The organism is Rhizobium sp. 05L419 (genome assembly GCF_056397845.1).
In genome coordinates, this window is record NZ_JBFTOF010000016.1 from 107,361 (window position 1) to 125,009 (window position 17,649).

General features: G+C 58.7%; 18 protein-coding genes and 2 pseudogenes. 16 read left to right on the forward strand and 4 right to left on the reverse strand.

Features of this window, described 5'->3' with window-relative positions; genetic code table 11:
* Positions 1–17: 17 nt before the first annotated feature.
* The gene (locus AC1DMK_RS19860; protein WP_477861296.1) at positions 18–479 is read left to right on the forward strand and encodes an Lrp/AsnC family transcriptional regulator; all 462 of its coding nucleotides are present in this window, start codon (positions 18–20) and stop codon (positions 477–479) included.
* Positions 480–512: 33 nt separating this feature from the next.
* Here AC1DMK_RS19860 and AC1DMK_RS19865 read toward each other — a convergent pair whose 3' ends face one another.
* Positions 513–992: an Lrp/AsnC family transcriptional regulator gene (locus AC1DMK_RS19865; RefSeq protein ID WP_477861298.1), complete on the reverse strand. Its 480-nt coding sequence runs from the start codon at positions 990–992 to the stop codon at positions 513–515.
* Positions 993–1,122: 130 nt separating this feature from the next.
* Here AC1DMK_RS19865 and hppD point away from each other — a divergent pair, with 130 nt between their 5' ends.
* Genes hppD through maiA form a run of 4 tightly spaced genes read left to right on the forward strand, consistent with a single transcriptional unit; the run spans position 1,123 to position 5,351 of the window.
* The gene (gene hppD / locus AC1DMK_RS19870) at positions 1,123–2,232 is read left to right on the forward strand and encodes a 4-hydroxyphenylpyruvate dioxygenase (protein ID WP_477861300.1); all 1,110 of its coding nucleotides are present in this window, start codon (positions 1,123–1,125) and stop codon (positions 2,230–2,232) included.
* A gap of 59 nt (positions 2,233–2,291) precedes the next feature.
* On the forward strand, positions 2,292–3,653 hold the full coding sequence (gene hmgA, locus AC1DMK_RS19875; RefSeq protein WP_477861302.1) for a homogentisate 1,2-dioxygenase: 1,362 nt from the start codon (positions 2,292–2,294) through the stop codon (positions 3,651–3,653).
* Between the two features lie 37 nt (positions 3,654–3,690).
* Positions 3,691–4,716 carry a fumarylacetoacetate hydrolase family protein gene (locus tag AC1DMK_RS19880; protein WP_037064890.1) on the forward strand — a complete coding sequence of 342 codons (1,026 nt, stop codon included), beginning with the start codon at positions 3,691–3,693 and terminating at the stop codon, positions 4,714–4,716.
* Positions 4,713–5,351, forward strand: a complete 639-nt coding sequence (maiA, locus tag AC1DMK_RS19885) for a maleylacetoacetate isomerase (protein ID WP_037064892.1) — start codon at positions 4,713–4,715, stop codon at positions 5,349–5,351. The genes AC1DMK_RS19880 and maiA overlap by 4 nt, the downstream gene beginning before the upstream one ends.
* 150 nt (positions 5,352–5,501) lie before the next feature.
* Here maiA and AC1DMK_RS19890 read toward each other — a convergent pair.
* Positions 5,502–6,400, reverse strand: a pseudogene (locus AC1DMK_RS19890) (LysR family transcriptional regulator).
* A gap of 121 nt (positions 6,401–6,521) precedes the next feature.
* Here AC1DMK_RS19890 and AC1DMK_RS19895 point away from each other — a divergent pair.
* From AC1DMK_RS19895 to AC1DMK_RS19930, 8 genes and pseudogenes are all read left to right on the forward strand, one after another.
* Positions 6,522–7,454, forward strand: coding sequence for a VOC family protein (locus AC1DMK_RS19895; RefSeq protein WP_037064897.1), 933 nt, complete (start codon positions 6,522–6,524; stop codon positions 7,452–7,454).
* 137 nt (positions 7,455–7,591) lie between these two features.
* Positions 7,592–8,281 (forward strand): hydrolase, encoded by a 690-nt coding sequence (locus AC1DMK_RS19900; protein ID WP_037064899.1) that lies wholly within the window; start codon positions 7,592–7,594, stop codon positions 8,279–8,281.
* A 75-nt stretch (positions 8,282–8,356) separates the two neighbouring features.
* Positions 8,357–8,644, forward strand: a complete 288-nt coding sequence (locus AC1DMK_RS19905; protein ID WP_037064901.1) for a XapX domain-containing protein — start codon at positions 8,357–8,359, stop codon at positions 8,642–8,644.
* A 94-nt stretch (positions 8,645–8,738) separates the two neighbouring features.
* Positions 8,739–10,616, forward strand: coding sequence for an amidohydrolase (locus AC1DMK_RS19910; RefSeq protein ID WP_477861306.1), 1,878 nt, complete (start codon positions 8,739–8,741; stop codon positions 10,614–10,616).
* Between the two features lie 231 nt (positions 10,617–10,847).
* Positions 10,848–11,291 carry a DoxX family protein gene (locus tag AC1DMK_RS19915; protein WP_477861308.1) on the forward strand — a complete coding sequence of 148 codons (444 nt, stop codon included), beginning with the start codon at positions 10,848–10,850 and terminating at the stop codon, positions 11,289–11,291.
* Entirely contained in the window at positions 11,288–12,886 is a 1,599-nt protein-coding gene (locus AC1DMK_RS19920) for an MFS transporter (RefSeq protein WP_477861310.1), read from the forward strand. Before AC1DMK_RS19915 ends, AC1DMK_RS19920 begins: the two co-directional genes overlap by 4 nt.
* 321 nt (positions 12,887–13,207) lie before the next feature.
* Entirely contained in the window at positions 13,208–14,044 is an 837-nt protein-coding gene (locus tag AC1DMK_RS19925; protein WP_477861355.1) for an alpha/beta fold hydrolase, read from the forward strand.
* A 229-nt stretch (positions 14,045–14,273) separates the two neighbouring features.
* Positions 14,274–14,549: pseudogene (locus AC1DMK_RS19930) on the forward strand (IS110 family transposase); the annotation flags it as partial.
* A 20-nt stretch (positions 14,550–14,569) separates the two neighbouring features.
* On the opposite strand, the gene AC1DMK_RS19935 reads toward AC1DMK_RS19930, so the two are convergent.
* Together AC1DMK_RS19935 and AC1DMK_RS19940 are read right to left on the reverse strand one after the other, a co-directional pair.
* The gene (locus tag AC1DMK_RS19935) at positions 14,570–14,863 is read right to left on the reverse strand and encodes a helix-turn-helix transcriptional regulator (protein ID WP_477861312.1); all 294 of its coding nucleotides are present in this window, start codon (positions 14,861–14,863) and stop codon (positions 14,570–14,572) included.
* A 20-nt stretch (positions 14,864–14,883) separates the two neighbouring features.
* Complete coding sequence (locus AC1DMK_RS19940) at positions 14,884–16,206, reverse strand: type II toxin-antitoxin system HipA family toxin (protein ID WP_477861314.1); 1,323 nt, start codon at positions 16,204–16,206, stop codon at positions 14,884–14,886.
* A 99-nt stretch (positions 16,207–16,305) separates the two neighbouring features.
* Here AC1DMK_RS19940 and AC1DMK_RS19945 point away from each other — a divergent pair, with 99 nt between their 5' ends.
* The 3 genes from AC1DMK_RS19945 (at position 16,306) to AC1DMK_RS19955 (ending at position 17,593) form a co-directional block, all read left to right on the forward strand.
* Complete coding sequence (locus AC1DMK_RS19945) at positions 16,306–16,695, forward strand: hypothetical protein (protein WP_477861316.1); 390 nt, start codon at positions 16,306–16,308, stop codon at positions 16,693–16,695.
* Positions 16,696–17,130: 435 nt separating this feature from the next.
* A complete protein-coding gene (locus AC1DMK_RS19950; RefSeq protein WP_477861318.1) occupies positions 17,131–17,304 on the forward strand; it encodes a hypothetical protein in 174 nt (57 codons plus the stop codon).
* A 145-nt stretch (positions 17,305–17,449) separates the two neighbouring features.
* Positions 17,450–17,593 (forward strand): hypothetical protein, encoded by a 144-nt coding sequence (locus AC1DMK_RS19955; protein WP_477861320.1) that lies wholly within the window; start codon positions 17,450–17,452, stop codon positions 17,591–17,593.
* Positions 17,594–17,649: the final 56 nt, after the last annotated feature.

Consider the following 17,649-nt stretch of genomic DNA (forward strand, 5'->3'; position numbering starts at 1 on the left):
CAGGGATGGCGCTAGAAATGAAAGAATCCGGGAATTTTCCGCGCAAGCTGTTGGAGCTCATCCAGGCCGATGGCAGCCTTTCGCTGGCGGAACTGTCGGACAGGGCCGGCATGTCGCAAAGTTCGGCCTGGCGGAAGATCCAGGAGTTGGAAGCGAACGGCGTCATCCGCAAGCGTGTGACATTGCTCGATCCTGGAAAACTCGATCTCAAGCTCTGTGTCATTGCGCACGTGACGCTGGAGGACCATCACGAAGAAGCGGTAGCATCTTTCGCTTCGGTGGTTCTGGAGCGGCCGGAGATCATGGAGTGCTACGCATTGTCCGGCGCGTTCGACTACATGTTGAAGATCCGCGCAAGGGACGTCGAAAGCTATGAGGCTTTCATGACCCGGTACCTGATGCGAAACCCGCATGTGCGCACGGTTGTGTCAAGTTTTGTGCTGCGCGAGCTGAAATTCTCGACCGAACTGCCGATCTAGCGTGTCGCCCAAAGCAGTGCAGCCCGGCGATGCTCAGCCGCTCAACATGTGCACTGGTAGCCCTTCGAACGTCTTGAGCGTGTCGAGGACGATCGAAGTCTTCACGTGCTGCACCGACTCATGGGGCAACAGAACGTCGTTGACGAAGCGTGAAAGGTCCGTGAGCCCCCGTGTCGCGACCTTCAGGTGATAGTCCATTTCACCGGTTAGCGCATAGGCTTCGAGAACTTCCGGTAGTCCGTTGATGAGTTGGGAAAATCTGCGGGCATTGTCTCTGTTGTGGGTTGCGAGCGTCACGGAAATCACCACCAGCATATCCAGGCCCAGCTTCTGCCTATCCAGGTTGGCCTGGTAGCCCCTGATAAATCCCTCCGACTCCAGCCTGGTTCGCCGGCGCGAGCACTGCGAGGGTGAAAGCGCGATCCGCTCGCCCAACTCGTTGTTGGTCAACCTGCCGTCCTTTTGGAGTTCCTGGAGCAGCCGCAAATCGAACTTGTCAAGTCGTTCATCCATTGCACGAAATCCCTAAAAATCTCACGAACCGTGCATAATTTCTTCCCCGGCCGCCAAGAATGCAAGAACTTTGCGCGCGTTTTGGATCACACTTTGCATAGCCAGAAAGCAAATTTCCTTGGAGGAGAAAATGGGCCCATTCCCGCATGATGCGCCGCCGCCGGAGATCACCGCCAACAATCCGGCCGGCACCGATGGCTTCGAATTCGTTGAATTCGCCCATCCGGAGCCCGACAAGCTGCGCGACCTTTTCACACGCATGGGCTACGTTGCGGTCGCGAGGCACAAGACGAAAGACATCACCGTCTGGCGTCAGGGCGACATCAACTATATCCTGAACGCCGAACCGGGCAGTCATGCCACTCGTTTCGTCGCACAGCACGGTCCCTCGGCCCCGTCGATGGCTTGGCGTGTCGTCGACGCCAGGCACGCTTTCGACCATGCCGTGTCGCAAGGTGCCGTTGCCTATGAAGGCAAGGACAAGGCGCTCGACGTCCCGGCGATTGTTGGCATTGGCGGCTCACTGCTCTATTTTGTCGAGACCTACGGTGCAAAAGGATCGGCTTATGACGCCGAATTCGATTGGCTTGACGAACGCAACCCGCATCCCGGCGGGTTGGGTTTTTACTATCTCGACCATCTGACGCACAACGTCTTCCGCGGCAACATGGACAAGTGGTGGGATTTTTACCGTGAGCTGTTCAATTTCAAGCAGATCCACTTCTTTGATATCGACGGACGCATTACCGGTCTCGTCAGCCGGGCCATCACGTCGCCTTGTGGCAAGATCCGCATTCCGCTGAATGAATCAAAGGACGAGACGAGCCAGATCGAGGAGTTTTTGAAGAAGTACAAGGGCGAGGGCATCCAGCACATCGCCGTTGGAACAGAAGACATCTATGAGGCCACCGACAGGCTTGCCGACAACGGGCTCCGCTTCATGCCAGGCCCTCCGGAGACCTATTACGACATGTCCCATGAACGGGTGAACGGCCATGACGAACCTATCGAACGCATGAAGAAACACGGCATCCTCATTGACGGCGAAGGGGTCGTGAATGGTGGCATGACGAAAATCCTGCTGCAGATTTTCTCCAAAACCGTGATCGGCCCGATCTTCTTCGAATTCATCCAGCGCAAGGGTGATGAAGGCTTCGGCGAAGGCAATTTCCGCGCTCTCTTCGAATCGATAGAGGCGGATCAGATCAAGCGAGGCGTGATCGGCACCGCGGCAGAATAATTTTGAGGCGACCCTCGGCATCGTGGGGTCTCCCTCAGTTTTCGGGGAGAACTTGAGCAATGGAACAAACAGTAACGCAGGCTCCCGACGGCGAGGCTTCCGCGGTAGGCACGCTCAAATATTTGCCGGGATTCGGAAACGACTTCGAGAGCGAGGCTCTTCCTGGCGCCTTGCCACAAGGCCAAAATAGCCCGCAGCGATGCAATTACGGTCTTTACGCGGAGCAGCTCTCTGGCTCGCCTTTCACCGCCCCCCGAGGCACGAACGAAAGGTCCTGGCTCTACCGCATTCGCCCGAGCGTGCGCCACACCCGTCGCTTTTCAAACGCTTCCTATCCGCTTTGGAAGTCTGCGCCCTGCTTGGACGAACACTCGCTTCCTCTGGGCCAGCTTCGCTGGGACCCTATCACCGCGCCGAGCGAGAAGCTGACGTTTATCGAGGGGGTGCGGACTATGACGGCCGCCGGCGATGTCCTGACCCAGGTAGGGATGGCCGCACATGTCTACACCTTCAACGAAGACATGATTGACGACTACGTCTTCAACTCCGATGGCGAGCTCTTGATCGTTCCGCAACTCGGCGCGATCCGCGTTTTCACCGAAATGGGCATCATGGATGTCGAGCCCCTCGAAATATGTCTCATTCCCCGTGGCATGATGTTCAAAGTGATGCGCCGCGGAGAGCATGCGGTCTGGCGTGGGTATATTTGTGAAAACTACGGCGCGAAATTCAGGCTGCCGGATCGAGGACCGATCGGCGCGAACTGCCTGGCAAATCCCCGCGACTTCAAGATACCTGTCGCGTCTTTCGAGGATAAGGAAACGCCTTGCCGCGTCCATGTTAAGTGGTGCGGAAAGTTCTATGTCACAGAAATCGGCCACTCGCCCCTCGATGTGGTGGCCTGGCACGGCAATTATGCGCCTTTCAAATACGACTTGCGGACATTTTCCCCGGTGGGCGCAATCCTGTTCGATCACCCCGATCCTTCGATCTTCACGGTGCTGACCGCGCCAACTGAAGAGGCGGGTACGGCGAACGTCGATTTCGTGATCTTTCCCCCGCGCTGGCTGGTCGCCGAGCACACCTTCCGTCCGCCGTGGTACCATCGAAACATCATGAGCGAATTCATGGGTCTGATCCATGGTCAGTATGATGCGAAGGAGGAAGGCTTTGTTCCGGGCGGCATGAGCCTGCACAACATGATGCTCCCTCACGGGCCGGACACGCTGGGCTTCGAAAAGGCTTCCAAATCCGAACTCAAGCCCGTCAAGCTCGATCATACCATGGCCTTCATGTTCGAGACCCGGTACCCGCAGCAACTGACAAAGTATGCTGCCGAGCTTGAAACGCTGCAGGACAACTACCTGGAATGCTGGGACGGCCTGGAACGCAAGTTCGACGGAACCCCGGGCATCAAGTGACGACCGGCTACGCATCTTCCGCCACGGGAATTGGGACATGAAGCTCGCGACATTGAAGGACTCCACGAGGGACGGTCGGCTCGTCGTCGTCTCCCGCGACCTTACCCGCTGCTGCGAGGTTGGTCACATTGCCCGCACGTTGCAGGCAGCTCTCGACGACTGGGAGCATGTGGCTCCGAAACTTGCGCGGATTGCACAAGGCGTCGAAACCGGAGCCCAGCCGACGAGCAGGTTCCATGAACATGACGCCGCGTCGCCGTTGCCGCGGGCCTATCAGTGGGCCGACGGTTCGGCCTATGTCAATCATGTCGAACTCGTACGCAGGGCACGCAAGGCTGAGATGCCGGCCAGCTTCTGGGTCGATCCACTGATGTACCAAGGGGGGTCGGACGGTTTTCTCGCCCCGCGTGACCCGATCATGGTGGCCGACGAGGCTTATGGGATAGACATGGAGGGAGAGATCGCCGTCGCCGTCGGCGACGTGCCTATGGGGTCCAGTCCGCAGGTCGCTCGTGGCGCTATCCGGCTGGTGATGCTTGTCAACGATGTGTCACTACGCAGTCTCATACCGGAAGAGCTGGCGAAGGGATTCGGGTTTTTCCAGTCTAAGCCCGCATCGGCATTTTCTCCGGTCGCGGTGACGCCGGACGAACTCGGAGACGACTGGGACGGTGGCAAGGTGCATCGTCCGCTGCTCGTGACCCTGAACAGCAAAGCGTTCGGCAAAGCGAATGCCGGCATCGACATGACATTCGATTTTGGCCAACTGATCGCCCATGCCGCCAAGACACGCAATCTCGCGGCCGGAACGATTATCGGTTCGGGAACGGTTTCCAACAAGCTGGATGGCGGGGCGGGCAGGCCGATCGAAGACGGAGGGGACGGCTACTCCTGCATCGCCGAGATACGGATGATTGAGACCATCCAGACCGGATCCCCGAAGACTCCGTTCCTGAAGTTCGGCGACAAGGTCAAAATCGAGATGAAGGACCGAGCCGGGCATTCGATCTTCGGGGCGATCGAGCAAACCGTCGAGAGATACGGCGGGGGCGGGCCGCAATGAACGAGGTCGTTCTCTACGATTACTGGAGATCGTCCGCGAGCTATCGCGTTCGTATCGCTCTCAACATGTTGGGGATCGACTATGAGACGGTGCCGATCGACTTGTTGGAGGGAGCGCACAAGAACCCGGACTATCTTGCGCTCAATCCCCAGGGCCTCGTGCCGACATTGGTGATTGATGGACGGACGCTGACGCAGTCGCTGGCGATCATCGAATATCTGGCAGAGGTTCGGCCAGAATGTGGATTGCTGCCATTGGACATTTCAGACCGGCAACACGTAAGAGCACTCGCATACGCGATCGCCATGGACATTCATCCAGTCTGCAACATGCATGTCGCGGCGCATGTCATGACGATAGTGAGTAAGGCCAACGCGCGCGAGGATTGGATGAAGCACTTCATTTCGGCAGGGCTGCGCAAACTGGAAGCGATGCTCGACAAATTCGATGGAGATTTCAGTCTTGGAAATGCGCCGACGATGGCAGACCTTTGTCTGGTTCCCCAGGTCTACAACGCCCGCCGCTGGGGAGTAGACGTGACTGGTTTCAAGCGTATCGTCGATATCGATCGCAGATGCACGGCTTTGCCAGCCTTTAAAATAGCGCATCCCGACCGCGTGAGACCATCGGTCTAGGCTTTGGGGTGAATGAGGGCATGCCGAAATTGACGAAAATCAGCCGCTTAACTCCGTGCGGGACGACGACCTCTGTCATACGGCGCGCCGTCCGAGGCGCTCTACCTACGCACGATACTGTCCGCCGCCAATCGTGCAGCATCTCAGTGGCTAGTCCAACATGATCATGTGAGAAGCCAGTTGCTGCTCGAAGAACTTCGAAAATGTTGCGATACGAGGCGGCAGAGATTGGTAGGGCGGATAATAAAGCGTCAGCCAGAGCTCTGGCGGTGCCCAACCTCGGAGAACATGGACGAGCCGCCCGCTTCGGATGTGCTCGGCGATATGAAATCCCGGAAGCAGGGCCACGCCCGCGCCGTCCGCAGCCATGTCCGCGAGGACCTCGCCATTGTTGGCGCTGAACGCTCGACCGGCTGGAATGGTTATGCTCGATCCGCCGTCGGACAAAACCCAGTTCTCCCGGCGACTTTCACCGCTATAGGCAAGGCAATCGTCCGGGGTCAGCTCGCTCGGATGTTCCATTTGCGTGAACCGGCTACCGGGCGCGGCCACCAGGATCCTCGGCACCGCCCTGATCTTGCGCCAGATCGTGAACTTGTCCACGGCTGAGACGAAATGCGGATGGCGAGATCGTAGTCGTCGTCGACGATGTCAACCAGGCCATCCGATAGCGAGATTTCGAAGCTCATTTTGGGGTAGAGCTCGCGGAAACCGGACAGGATTGGCGGCAGGATGGTCTTGCCGAGCCAGGTCGGTGCGCTGATCCTCAGGCGCCCCTGATCGGCTTTGTGTGCGTTCCTGACGTCTTTGCGGGCATTTTCCAACGCATCGACGGCCGGCTGGATTTGCGCGGCAAAGACAGCGCCATCGGTGGTCAGAGACCCCTGACGGGTCGTGCGAACGAACAGCTGAACTCCAAGATCCTCTTCCAACGCCGCGATCGCACGCGTGACCGCCGCGGGCGTCATGTCGAGTTCGCGTGCCACCTGTGCGAAGTTGCGTTTCTCGGCAGCCAGCAGGAAGGTTTTCAGGGCTTTGTAGTCGTTCATCTCGATTATTTCAAAAAGGACAATTCATTCGAAAGAAATATTGCAATTCTGCGCATCAATCAACTGGGCTACACCTTCTCTCAACAGAGACGAACAACGCCAGCTACAGAAGGACACGACAATGATCAAGGATATCAAGGGACTGCATCACATCACCTCGATGGCGTCGGATGCGCAGCAAAACAACAGGTTCTTCACTGATACCCTCGGCCTGCGCCGTGTGAAGAAGACTGTGAACTTCGACGACCCGAGCGTCTATCACCTCTACTATGGCGATGAGAATGGCACACCGGGCACGGTCATGACCTACTTTCCGTTCCCGCACATGATGATCGGCCGCCCGGGTGTTGGCGAAGTCGGCGAAACCCAATTCTCGATCCCCAAAGGCTCGCTTGGTTTCTGGCGAGACCGCCTCGTCGCACAGGGTGTCGGTGGCATTCAGGCCGATGCGACGTTCGGCGCCAACCGTCTGCGCTTCATCGGCCCCGATGGCGATGGGCTGGCTTTGATCGAAGCAGCGGGTGATGGCCGCGCTCCCTGGGTTGGCGAAGGCATATCCGAAGACAATGCGATCCGCGGCTTCAGCGGTGCGCGCTTCAACCTGCACGACACGGCGGCCTCCGAAGAGCTGCTTCGCTTCATGGGCTATGAAAAGGCCGGGACCGAGGGCGACGTGACGCGGTTCATCATACCTGGCGGTAATGGCGCCGATACGATCGATCTCGCAGCGCTGCCCCAAACGCCATTTGCCCGGCAGGGTGCCGGTTCGGTTCATCATATCGCCTTTGCAGTCGAGAATCGCGAAAAGCAGTTGGAAGTGCGCAAGGCGCTAATGGACACCGGATACCAGGTCACGCCCGTTATCGACCGCGATTACTTCTGGGCGATCTATTTCCGGACCCCGGGCGGGATCCTATTCGAGATTGCCACCAATGAGCCTGGCTTCAACCGGGACGAGGATACGGCTCATCTCGGCGAAGCGCTCAAGCTCCCTAGCCGCTATGAGCCATTCCGCGGGAAGATCGAGGCTAATCTCGAGACGCTCGCTGCCTAAGCCGGGCACCTGACCAGTCACCTAGACGATAGAATTTTCACCTTTTGAGACGGCTGCCTACGCTGGGCAGTCGTCCACCTAAGGCTTCCCAATTCCAAACGCCGATCATCGGCATCACGCCCAAACGGAGAACTCGTATGTCCAAGCTCGAAGTCCTGACCCCGGCCAACAGCCAGCTCATTTTCATCGACCAGCAGCCGCAGATGGCATTCGGCGTCCAGTCGATCGATCGACAGGTGCTGAAGAACAATGTCGTCGGCCTCGCCAAGGCTGGCAAGATCTTCAACATCCCTACGACAATTACGACGGTCGAAACGGAATCCTTCTCCGGCAACACTTTTCCGGAACTGCTTGGCGTCTTCCCCGAGAACGACATCTTGGAACGTACCTCAATGAACTCCTGGGACGACCAGAACGTCCGTGATGCGCTGGCGAAGAATGCCGCCAACGGCCGCAAGAAAATCGTCGTCTCCGGTCTGTGGACCGAAGTCTGCAACACGACCTTTGCGCTCTCGGCACTCCACGATGTCCCGGACTACGAGATCTACATGGTGGCGGATGCATCGGGCGGCACATCGGCTGACGCGCACAAATACGCGATGGACCGCATGGTGCAGGCTGGGGTCATTCCGGTCACCTGGCAGCAGGTCCTGCTTGAGTGGCAGCGCGACTGGGCGCGGAAGGAATCCTATGACGCTGTTACCACTCTGGTGAAGGAGCATTCCGGAGCCTACGGCATGGGCATCGACTATGCCTACACCATGGTCCACAAGGCGGCCGAACGCGTCACCCATGGCAAGCGCATCGGCCCGAACCCGGCTAAGTAACGCAAACAGGCACTGCCGCTCCGACGGGCCAAGCCCTCCGGAGCGGCCATCTTCATCTCAGCGAGGACGAATTCCATGAAACTCTATCTTATGTCCCTCGGTGCTGGCTTGCTGGTCGGCATTGTCTACAGCCTCCTCAACGTTCGCTCGCCGGCTCCGCCGGTCATTGCCCTGGTTGGCCTTCTTGGCATTCTCGTCGGCGAGCAGGTTGTGCCCTTTGCCAAAACCCTGTGGGGCAAGGAGCCGGCAGTCGTGTCCTGGATCAACCAGATCAAGCCGCACATGTTCGGCCATATGCCGAAGGGAGAGAACCGAAATGATCTCGCTACTGCTCGTCAGGTTCAGGCGAAGTCTGATAGCTGATTTCGTATGAGGAGATCCGCTTTGCGGTGCGCGGCGACACTGAGCCAGTACCCGTGAATTTCGTTTCAATAACACCGAAGCTTGGAGACGACATATGTTCGCCGACCTCATTCTTCACCACGGTCTGTTCACGACGCTCGACCGCTCAAACCCAAATGCCAGTGCCGTCGCCATCAAGGACGGCAGGTTCCTCGCCGTCGGTGGCGACAGCGAAATCATGGCCCATGCAGGACCGGACACGAAGATCGTCGATCTGAAGGGCAAGCGGGTTCTTCCCGGCCTGATCGACAACCACACGCACGTCATCCGAGGCGGTCTGAACTTCAACATGGAATTGCGCTGGGACGGCGTTCGTTCGCTCGCTGATGCGATGGACATGCTCAAGCGCCAGGTGGCGATCACGCCGGCGCCGCAATGGGTCCGCGTCGTTGGCGGCTTCACGGAGCATCAGTTTGCCGAAAAGCGCCTGCCGACGATCGAGGAGATCAACGCGGTCGCGCCCGATACGCCGGTTTTCCTGCTGCATCTCTACGATCGGGCGCTGCTGAACGGCGCAGCTCTGCGCGCCGTCGGCTATACGAGGGACACGCCGAACCCGCCCGGCGGCGAGATCACCCGTGATGCCGCCGGCAATCCGACCGGCATGCTGCTCGCCAAGCCGAATGCCGGCATCCTCTATTCGACGCTCGCAAAAGGCCCCAAGTTGCCGCTCGAATATCAAGTCAACTCGACCCGCCACTTCATGCGCGAGCTTAATCGCCTCGGTGTCACCGGCGTCATCGATGCTGGCGGCGGGTTCCAGAATTATCCCGACGACTACGCCGTCATCCAGAAGCTCGCCGACGAGAACCAGATGACCGTCCGGCTTGCCTACAATCTCTTCACGCAGAAGCCGAAGGGCGAAAAGGAAGACTTCCTCAACTGGACGTCTTCCGTCAAATACAAGCAGGGCAACGATTACTTCCGCCACAACGGCGCCGGCGAGATGCTGGTTTTCTCCGCCGCCGACTTCGAGGACTTCCGTCAGCCGCGGCCCGAAATGGCACCGGAGATGGAAGGCGAACTCGAAGAGGTCGTGCGCGTGCTTGCCGAAAACCGCTGGCCCTGGCGTCTCCACGCCACCTATGACGAGACGATTTCCCGTGCGCTCGACGTTTTCGAGAGGGTCAACCAGGACATCCCGCTCGAAGGCTTGAACTGGTTCTTCGACCACGCCGAGACCATTTCCGAACGTTCGATCGATCGTATCGCCGCGCTCGGCGGCGGCATCGCCACCCAACACCGGATGGCCTATCAGGGCGAATATTTCGTCGAGCGCTACGGCCATGGCGTCGCCGAAGCGACGCCGCCGATCCGGCGGATGCTCGACAAGGGCGTCAACGTATCTGCCGGCACGGATGCCACCCGCGTCGCGTCCTACAATCCCTGGGTCTCGCTCTCCTGGATGGTCACCGGCAAAACGGTCGGCGGTATGCAGCTCTATCCGCGCGCCAACTGCCTCGACCGCGAGACAGCGCTTCGGATGTGGACGGAAAAGGTCACCTGGTTCTCCAATGAGGAAGGCAAGAAGGGCAGGATCGAGAAGGGCCAGTTCGCCGATTTGGTCGTTCCGGACAAGGACTTCTTCGCGTGCGCCGAGGACGAGATCTCTTTCCTCACCTCCGAACTCACCATGGTTGGCGGCAAAATCGTCTATGGCGTCGGCGACTTCAAGGCGCTGGACGAAAGCGATGTGCCGCCAGCCATGCCGGACTGGTCGCCGGTGCGCAAGTTCGGCGGCTATGCTGCCTGGGGTGAGCCGGAAGGTGCCGGCCGTCACTCGCTCCGCCGCACGGCGATCGCGTCCTGTGGCTGTGCCAGCGATTGCGGTGTGCACGGCCACGATCACGCCGGCGCCTGGACGTCGAAACTGCCGATCGCCGACCTCAAGGGTTTTTTTGGCGCTCTCGGCTGCTCGTGCTGGGCAGTCTGAGCTCCGTCGGGCTTCAATGAAAGTATTGAATGGGCAGCGGGATGTCGCTGCCCATTCGCACGCGCGCTTCAGGGAAGGCGATCAGTGACCCCACCCGAATTATTGCATGCATGGCAATTAAATCGAAACAATTGACGCAATTGTTGGCGGCAATGGTTGCGTTCAATATCGTTCCATCAGTCGAACACAGCGCGCCGCTCGAACCGACCGGCGACGACAGCAGGAGCAGATATGACCGATCACTCACCTTCAACAATTCGCCGACGCGGACTTCTTGCAGACGTCGTTGCCGCGCGTGGCACGCGGACCATTGCACTTCTCGCGCTCTGCGCTGCCTACATTCAGGGGCCGCTCACCAAGATCTCCGACTTTCCCGGCGCGATTGCCGAGATGGAACATTTCGGCCTTCATCCGGCAGCTGCGTTCGCCGTCGTCGTTATCGCATTCGAGCTCGCGGCCTCCGCCATGGTGGTCTGCGGCTTCCTGCGGTGGGCTGGTGCCCTGGCGCTTGGTGGCTTCACCGTCCTTGCAACGCTGATCGCGCTTCGCTTCTGGGAACTTCCGTCCGGCTTGGACCGGATGATGGCGACAAACGCCTTCTTCGAACATCTCGGCCTGGCCGGTGCATTCGTCATCGTCGCAGCAATCGATCTTACCAAAGGAGCAGGCAAATGAGTGCCGCGAAAACGTCCGGGAGCAGTTTCGCTCCACTCGCCCAGCCAGTCTTTGCAGTGCTGTGGGCCGCCACCGTTCTCGGCAATACCGGCAGCTTCATGCGCGACGTTGCGAGCTCATGGCTGATGACGGACCTGTCCGCCTCGCCGGCGGCAGTCGCCCTGGTCCAGGCAGCCGGAACCCTGCCGATATTCCTGCTGGCTATCCCGGCGGGCGTGCTTACCGACATTCTCGATCGGCGCAAGTTCCTGATTGCCGTCCAGTTGTTGCTTGCCTCGGTCAGCATCAGCCTGATGGTCCTGGCCAATACAGGCATGCTGTCCGTCAGCGCCCTGATCGGCCTGACCTTTCTTGGTGGTATTGGTGCGGCGCTGATGGGGCCGACCTGGCAGGCGATCGTGCCGGAACTGGTGAAGAGAGAGGACGTGAAGAGTGCGGTGGCGCTCAACTCGCTCGGCATCAATATCGCCCGCTCCATCGGGCCGGCAGCCGGCGGTCTTCTGCTCGCAGCGTTTGGCGCGGGTGTCACCTACGGCGCCGATGTCGCAAGCTATCTGGTGGTCATCGCGGCGCTTGTCTGGTGGCCGAGGGCCAAGAACGACAATGATGCGCTTGCGGAGAATTTCTTCGGCGCGTTCCGGGCAGGGCTTCGCTACACCAAGGCCAGCCGTCCCCTGCACGTCGTACTGCTGCGAGCTGCAATCTTCTTTGCGTTTGCCAGTGCGGTGTGGGCGCTTCTGCCGCTTGTCGCCCGTCAGCTCCTCGGTGGCGATGCCAGCTTCTATGGCATCCTGCTTGGTGCTGTCGGTGCAGGCGCGATCGGCGGTGCCTTGGTCATGCCGAAGCTGCGCGAGCGCCTCGATGCCGACGGGCTCCTTCTTGGCTCGGCCGTCATCACGGCGGCCGTGATGGGTGCACTCTCGCTGGCCCCGCCGCAATGGCTTGCCGTTGTGGTCCTGCTCTTTCTCGGGGCAGCCTGGATTACCGCTTTGACCACGCTCAATGGTGCTGCACAAGCCGTTCTGCCGAACTGGGTGCGTGGCCGTGGTCTTGCCGTCTACCTGACGGTCTTCAATGGAGCGATGACCGCCGGTAGCCTCGGCTGGGGCGCGGTCGGCGAGGCTGCAGGCATACAGGGTGCGTTGCAGATCGGCGCTGCCGGATTGCTCGTCGCGGGCTTCATCATGCATCGCATCAGACTGCCCACCGGCGACGTGAATATGGTTCCGTCCAACCATTGGCCCGAACCACTCGTCGCGGAGCCCATCGCTCATGACCGCGGACCTGTCCTCATCCTCATTGAGTACAATGTCGAAAAGCATCACCGCACAGCCTTCCTGCACGCCATCGACGAACTCTCCCAGGAACGTCGGCGTGACGGCGCCTACGGCTGGGGCGTGACCGAAGACTCCGCCGATCCGGAAAAGATCGTTGAATGGTTCATGGTCGAATCCTGGGCTGAGCATCTGCGCCAGCACAAGCGGGTTTCCCAAGCCGATGCCGACCTGCAGGGCACGGTACTTGCATATCATGTTGGGCCGGAAAAGCCTGTTGTTCGGCACTTCCTGACGATCACTAGGCCGGGCGCAGCGTAACAAAACCCACGGCGCACCACCACTCCGTCCCGGTCATTGTTGCAGTGGGAACAACAAAATATAAACTATTGATGCAATTGCGGTTGCTTCTTGTTGGCGGCAATATCTCTTCATTAGCATCAGACGAACACAGCATTGCCTGAGCGCAAAAAACGACAAACATCGCAGGACGCAGATATGACCGAGAACTTTCTATCCATGACGCGCCGCGGTGCACTGCTTTCGGGAGCTGCTGTCGCTGTAACCGCCACGCTTTCCGCACCTTTCAAATTCGCGGCCAAAGCTGCTTCCACCACCAACCCAATCGAAGGAAATAAGACTATGGCTTACATCACCACCAAGGACGGCGTCGAAATCTTCTACAAGGACTGGGGTCCGAAGGGCGCACAGCCGATCATGTTCCACCACGGATGGCCACTGTCTTCGGATGATTGGGACGCTCAGATGCTGTTCTTCCTCTCCAATGGTTTTCGCGTCGTCGCGCATGACCGCCGCGGCCATGGTCTCTCGGCCCAAGTGTCCGACGGACATGATATGGATCACTACGCTGCGGACGCCTTTGCGGTCGTCGAGGCGCTCGATCTCAAGAACGTCGTTCATATCGGTCACTCGACTGGCGGCGGCGAAGTTGCCCGCTATGTCGCAAAACATGGCCAGCCCTCAGGCCGTGTCGCCAAGGCGGTTTTGGTCTCCGCTGTCCCACCGCTGATGCTGAAGACCGCATCCAATCCGGGCGGTATCCCGATGGAAGTGTTCGACGGCATCCGCAAGGGTGTTGCTGAGAACCGTGCTCAGCTCTTCGTCGACTTCCCGACCGGCCCGTTCTACGGCTTCAACCGCCCCGTCGCCAAGGTCTATCCGGGCGTCATCCAGAATTGGTGGCGGCAGGGCATGATGGGCAGCGCCAAGGCCCATTACGAGGGTATCAAGGCCTTCTCCGAGACCGACCAGACGGAAGATCTGAAGGCGATGACTGTGCCTGTTCTCGTCATGCATGGCGATGACGACCAGGTGGTGCCGATCGACAACGCAGGCAGGTTGTCCGTCAAGCTTGTCAAGAATGGCACGCTTAAAGTCTATCCCGGCTATCCGCATGGAATGCTGACGACCCATGCCGACGTGCTCAACGCCGACCTGCTTGCCTTCGTGAAGGCTTAAATCGCCGAAGGTGAGCCGGCTACAGACAGCTGGCTCGCCTGTTCTCCATGCAAGACGAAAGACCATGATCATGCAAGATCTGGCAGACCGGAGTTGTGACATTATCGGCGGCTTGCAATCGCTACTGCCGTTTTCTGAGATCAGGCGTCGGCGCCAGTGACAGCTTTCCAGACGCCATCCCGACGTGCCAGAGTGAGTTCGTTGAAAGCTCAATCGAGGGAGACCGTTCGTGGAACAGTTTATCCGACTTGGTATGGATACGTCAAAGAACGTTTTCCAATTGCATGGCGTGAATGCAGGCGAGCGACCAATCCTGCGCTAGAAGCTTGCGCGTAGGAAGATGGTGAAATTCTTCCAGAAAGCGGCGCCTACGACCATCGGACTCGAAGCGCGCGGAGGCTCTCATCATTGGGCGAGGCTATTTGGTTCCTTCGGGCACGAAGTAAGATTGATCGCGCCTCAGTTGGCCAAGCCGCATGTGAGGCGCGGCAAGAATGACGCGGCGGGGATGGCGCCCTCAAACCTCTATGTTTGGCTGGCGTTCGTCGTTCTGGGCACAAACCCGACCGCAAATCCAAATAGCCGACCAATCTTGTCAAACGTTTCAAGCGTTGGGTTTGCCGTACCTGCTTCTATCTCAGCCACCTGGCGCCTTGTGAGCGCCAGGGTCTTGGCAAACTCTTCTTGTGTCATTCCGAACCCTTTGCGGATTTCCTCCACGGCATTAGGCAATCGCAACTCACCATTTCGCGCGCGCTCTGCCAGTGTTCGGCGGTTTTCCAGAATTTGTTCCTTAGTGGGCTTCTTCCAGCGGGCCATATGTCAGCTCCCATTCAGCATCACGAGCACGCCGCCAGAACGCTATCTGTGATTTCAATGCAGCGCCCCATCGCTCGGTCCTGAACCTCGGGGGAAGCACCCATGTCTTTCGCCATGCATGGCACCTGCCGCAAGTGTTCGGCGTATGTGGAAAGCGAATCCGCGAGAGCTTTCTGCTCGTCGGGATCGGGCATCAGCTCTAAGCAGATGCTCTTCCAATCGGGAAGATGATCTCGACCACGGTCACGCATTAAAGCCCATCGGGTGGAACGAACAATCCCCTCTTTGGCGAGCCGCATGGGTGCGAAGTCGAAGAGCGGAGACAGATGGATCGTGCCGTCCTGGTGCTTGCTCAGTGCCGAGTTCCGGCCGTGATTGTCGGGATTGCCGAGCGCCAGGTTGGCGATGTCGCGCTTCAGGTATTCGACAATGTCCACGATGGGATCGGCCGAAAATTGGCGCAGAACGTCGATATAGGCCTCATGCGTGCCGACATGGCCGAAATCAGCAACGCCGATTGCGGACACGAGACTCTCCTGTCCCAGTCTTATGGTTCCGCCGCCTTCTCCCCTCTTGCGGTCGAAACGTGGGATAATCAGCACGCCTTCGGCATAGGTTGATGGTTCGCTGACATTCAGACCGATCTCTTGGGCGATCCGCGAATAGAGGGCTTCGCCTTCGAGAATCAAGCGGTCCACAGGCTCGTTGCTTCGCACCAGCTTGACGATGACGTGGCGCACAGCCTCATCATCGGTCACGAAGCTGTCAGGATAATAGAGCCCGTCATTCACCTGGGTCATCGAGACCTTCGGCCATTCGCCTTGCAGGCCGCTTGAGCCGGAGGCAAGCATTCCGAAGCGATCGGCAACTTCCATGAAACGATCCGACCGCTCGAGGATTTCCGCTTCTGTCACGCCTTGGCGCTGTAGGCCGCGTAGCCGTTCCACTTCGGCGTCGGCAGCTTCCTTGATTCGGATATTACCTATTCCGCCTGTCGCCGATCGGAGTAGCAAAGGCAGATCGGAAGCACGCGCCCCTTCAGCAAGCCCGAGGTGCTCGGCAAGCTTCCGCCTTGCATGCCCCTGGGGCATCAGATCTAAAAGGAACGGTGGCCAACTGCGGCTATATCGGTTTTCAAGGTCAACAGGATAACGGATCGACAAGCCGCGATTGTCGCGGACCGTTTTCCCCTCCGCGAATTCCGCCGATGCCACGGTGACGAAATAGTCGAGATCATAGTCGACGATGGACGCGCCCTGGAAGCCGGCCGCGTCGTCCTGGAGCTCCAGCGTAGCGGCGTGATGCCACTCGCGGTTAAAATGGGTTTGGAGCGTAAGTCGCATTAATTGACCCTTTAAATGGATCATTTAACGCATTTTTGCCAATTATTCAACCCATCAGGATGGGTCAGATCTTGAGGGTGGCTCAGCTATCTCCCTGCAATGGAGCTGATGCTGAATTTGGGCGTCATCGCTCGGACCTGGTTAAGCTTGGCAGGAAAAATCTGGTCGGCGATCGGATTGATATCTCGCCACAGAAGGGCTCAGCGCGTGCAATGGCTCATCCTGCCGGTCACTGAGGGGCTGCGTGAGGCGCTGGATGCCATGACGCATGACGAACCGACGTTTCGCGGCACAGAATATCGTAAGGCATTGGCATTCAGCTCGAATGGCTTCGGAAACACGATGCGCCAGTGGTGCAACAACGCGGGTCTGCCGGAATGCTCGCCGCACGGCCTGACAAAGGTGTCCGCGACCATACTCGCCGAGGCCGGTGCGACCGGACACCAGCTTATGAAGATTTTCCGCTGGTCTGATTCCAAGATGGCGTAGCACTACACCAAAGCCGCACAGTCCAAGCGGATCATTGATGCCGGTTTCGAGCACCGCAAGAGCTATGTGGCCCCGTAAAAATATCCCACTTTCATCAAGCCGGAATTTCGGTGAGACAAATCGAGGAAAAAACGATGGAAAACAACGTCCGAAGAAAGAAATCGTGGGCCCGGAGGGGCCCTCATGTTCCGGGGTAACGCCACGGCCCCACGACGGATGCCCCTGACGTCTTCAGAAGCAATTCCATGCCCAGGACGTGCACGGAAGATGGATTTTTCTTTGGCGCCCCCCCTCGAAGGCGACAATTCCTTTAATCTAGTAATTTTATAGACAATATTGATGCCAGACTGCGCTTTTCGCCGCGCGCGGATTGCAACGGATGCCTGGCGCCTCCGAGTTGCGATGTTGAACGATGCGGCTCTGCAAGGAGGCAAGATGATCAATGCGCATGCAGGGGCTCAATCCGAAGAGTTATGGAGCGTGTTCGACTTTTCGCGTCGGTATCGCCTGGAGAAAAAGGAGGAGAATCGCCTCTTCATGCTCTTCGGGCCGTTCGCGTCGTATCACGCACTGCTTGCGAACGCGCGTCGGCATTCGCTCATCGCTTAAATGACGAAATCGAAGTTGTCACGCGAGCGGCTTTCAAAGAACACTACGGCAAATCACGCGCGCGACGAGGGCGAGCGTGCGCCATATGAATACGAGCTCTATTACTGGAGTTCTGCACCAGGACCTTGGTACTGAGGGGTCGACAATGGCGCTCGCTTTTGACCTTCGTCGACCACTGCGGCAGTCGGATTTCAAGACCATTCAGTCCAAGGCCATGCACGGCATAGGGGTCGGCGCCGTCGTTTCGTCGTTTGCCTTTATTTTAGCCTTGGTGATCGGCCTCATCTGACTTCCTTCTGGCCGATCGTCGCAGTTGTCCCCACTAAACAGTGGGGAGGCCGAGAC

What these genes read in the sequence shown, in the direction of transcription:
- AC1DMK_RS19860 (WP_477861296.1), top strand. Translation starts at nt 18, where the DNA reads ATGAAAGAATCCGGGAATTTTCCGCGCAAGCTGTTGGAGCTCATCCAG.
- AC1DMK_RS19865 (WP_477861298.1), bottom strand. Translation starts at nt 992, where the DNA reads ATGGATGAACGACTTGACAAGTTCGATTTGCGGCTGCTCCAGGAACTC.
- hppD (WP_477861300.1), top strand. Translation starts at nt 1,123, where the DNA reads ATGGGCCCATTCCCGCATGATGCGCCGCCGCCGGAGATCACCGCCAAC.
- hmgA (WP_477861302.1), top strand. Translation starts at nt 2,292, where the DNA reads ATGGAACAAACAGTAACGCAGGCTCCCGACGGCGAGGCTTCCGCGGTA.
- AC1DMK_RS19880 (WP_037064890.1), top strand. Translation starts at nt 3,691, where the DNA reads ATGAAGCTCGCGACATTGAAGGACTCCACGAGGGACGGTCGGCTCGTC.
- maiA (WP_037064892.1), top strand. Translation starts at nt 4,713, where the DNA reads ATGAACGAGGTCGTTCTCTACGATTACTGGAGATCGTCCGCGAGCTAT.
- AC1DMK_RS19895 (WP_037064897.1), top strand. Translation starts at nt 6,522, where the DNA reads ATGATCAAGGATATCAAGGGACTGCATCACATCACCTCGATGGCGTCG.
- AC1DMK_RS19900 (WP_037064899.1), top strand. Translation starts at nt 7,592, where the DNA reads ATGTCCAAGCTCGAAGTCCTGACCCCGGCCAACAGCCAGCTCATTTTC.
- AC1DMK_RS19905 (WP_037064901.1), top strand. Translation starts at nt 8,357, where the DNA reads ATGAAACTCTATCTTATGTCCCTCGGTGCTGGCTTGCTGGTCGGCATT.
- AC1DMK_RS19910 (WP_477861306.1), top strand. Translation starts at nt 8,739, where the DNA reads ATGTTCGCCGACCTCATTCTTCACCACGGTCTGTTCACGACGCTCGAC.
- AC1DMK_RS19915 (WP_477861308.1), top strand. Translation starts at nt 10,848, where the DNA reads ATGACCGATCACTCACCTTCAACAATTCGCCGACGCGGACTTCTTGCA.
- AC1DMK_RS19920 (WP_477861310.1), top strand. Translation starts at nt 11,288, where the DNA reads ATGAGTGCCGCGAAAACGTCCGGGAGCAGTTTCGCTCCACTCGCCCAG.
- AC1DMK_RS19925 (WP_477861355.1), top strand. Translation starts at nt 13,208, where the DNA reads ATGGCTTACATCACCACCAAGGACGGCGTCGAAATCTTCTACAAGGAC.
- AC1DMK_RS19935 (WP_477861312.1), bottom strand. Translation starts at nt 14,863, where the DNA reads ATGGCCCGCTGGAAGAAGCCCACTAAGGAACAAATTCTGGAAAACCGC.
- AC1DMK_RS19940 (WP_477861314.1), bottom strand. Translation starts at nt 16,206, where the DNA reads ATGCGACTTACGCTCCAAACCCATTTTAACCGCGAGTGGCATCACGCC.
- AC1DMK_RS19945 (WP_477861316.1), top strand. Translation starts at nt 16,306, where the DNA reads ATGGAGCTGATGCTGAATTTGGGCGTCATCGCTCGGACCTGGTTAAGC.
- AC1DMK_RS19950 (WP_477861318.1), top strand. Translation starts at nt 17,131, where the DNA reads ATGATCAATGCGCATGCAGGGGCTCAATCCGAAGAGTTATGGAGCGTG.
- AC1DMK_RS19955 (WP_477861320.1), top strand. Translation starts at nt 17,450, where the DNA reads ATGGCGCTCGCTTTTGACCTTCGTCGACCACTGCGGCAGTCGGATTTC.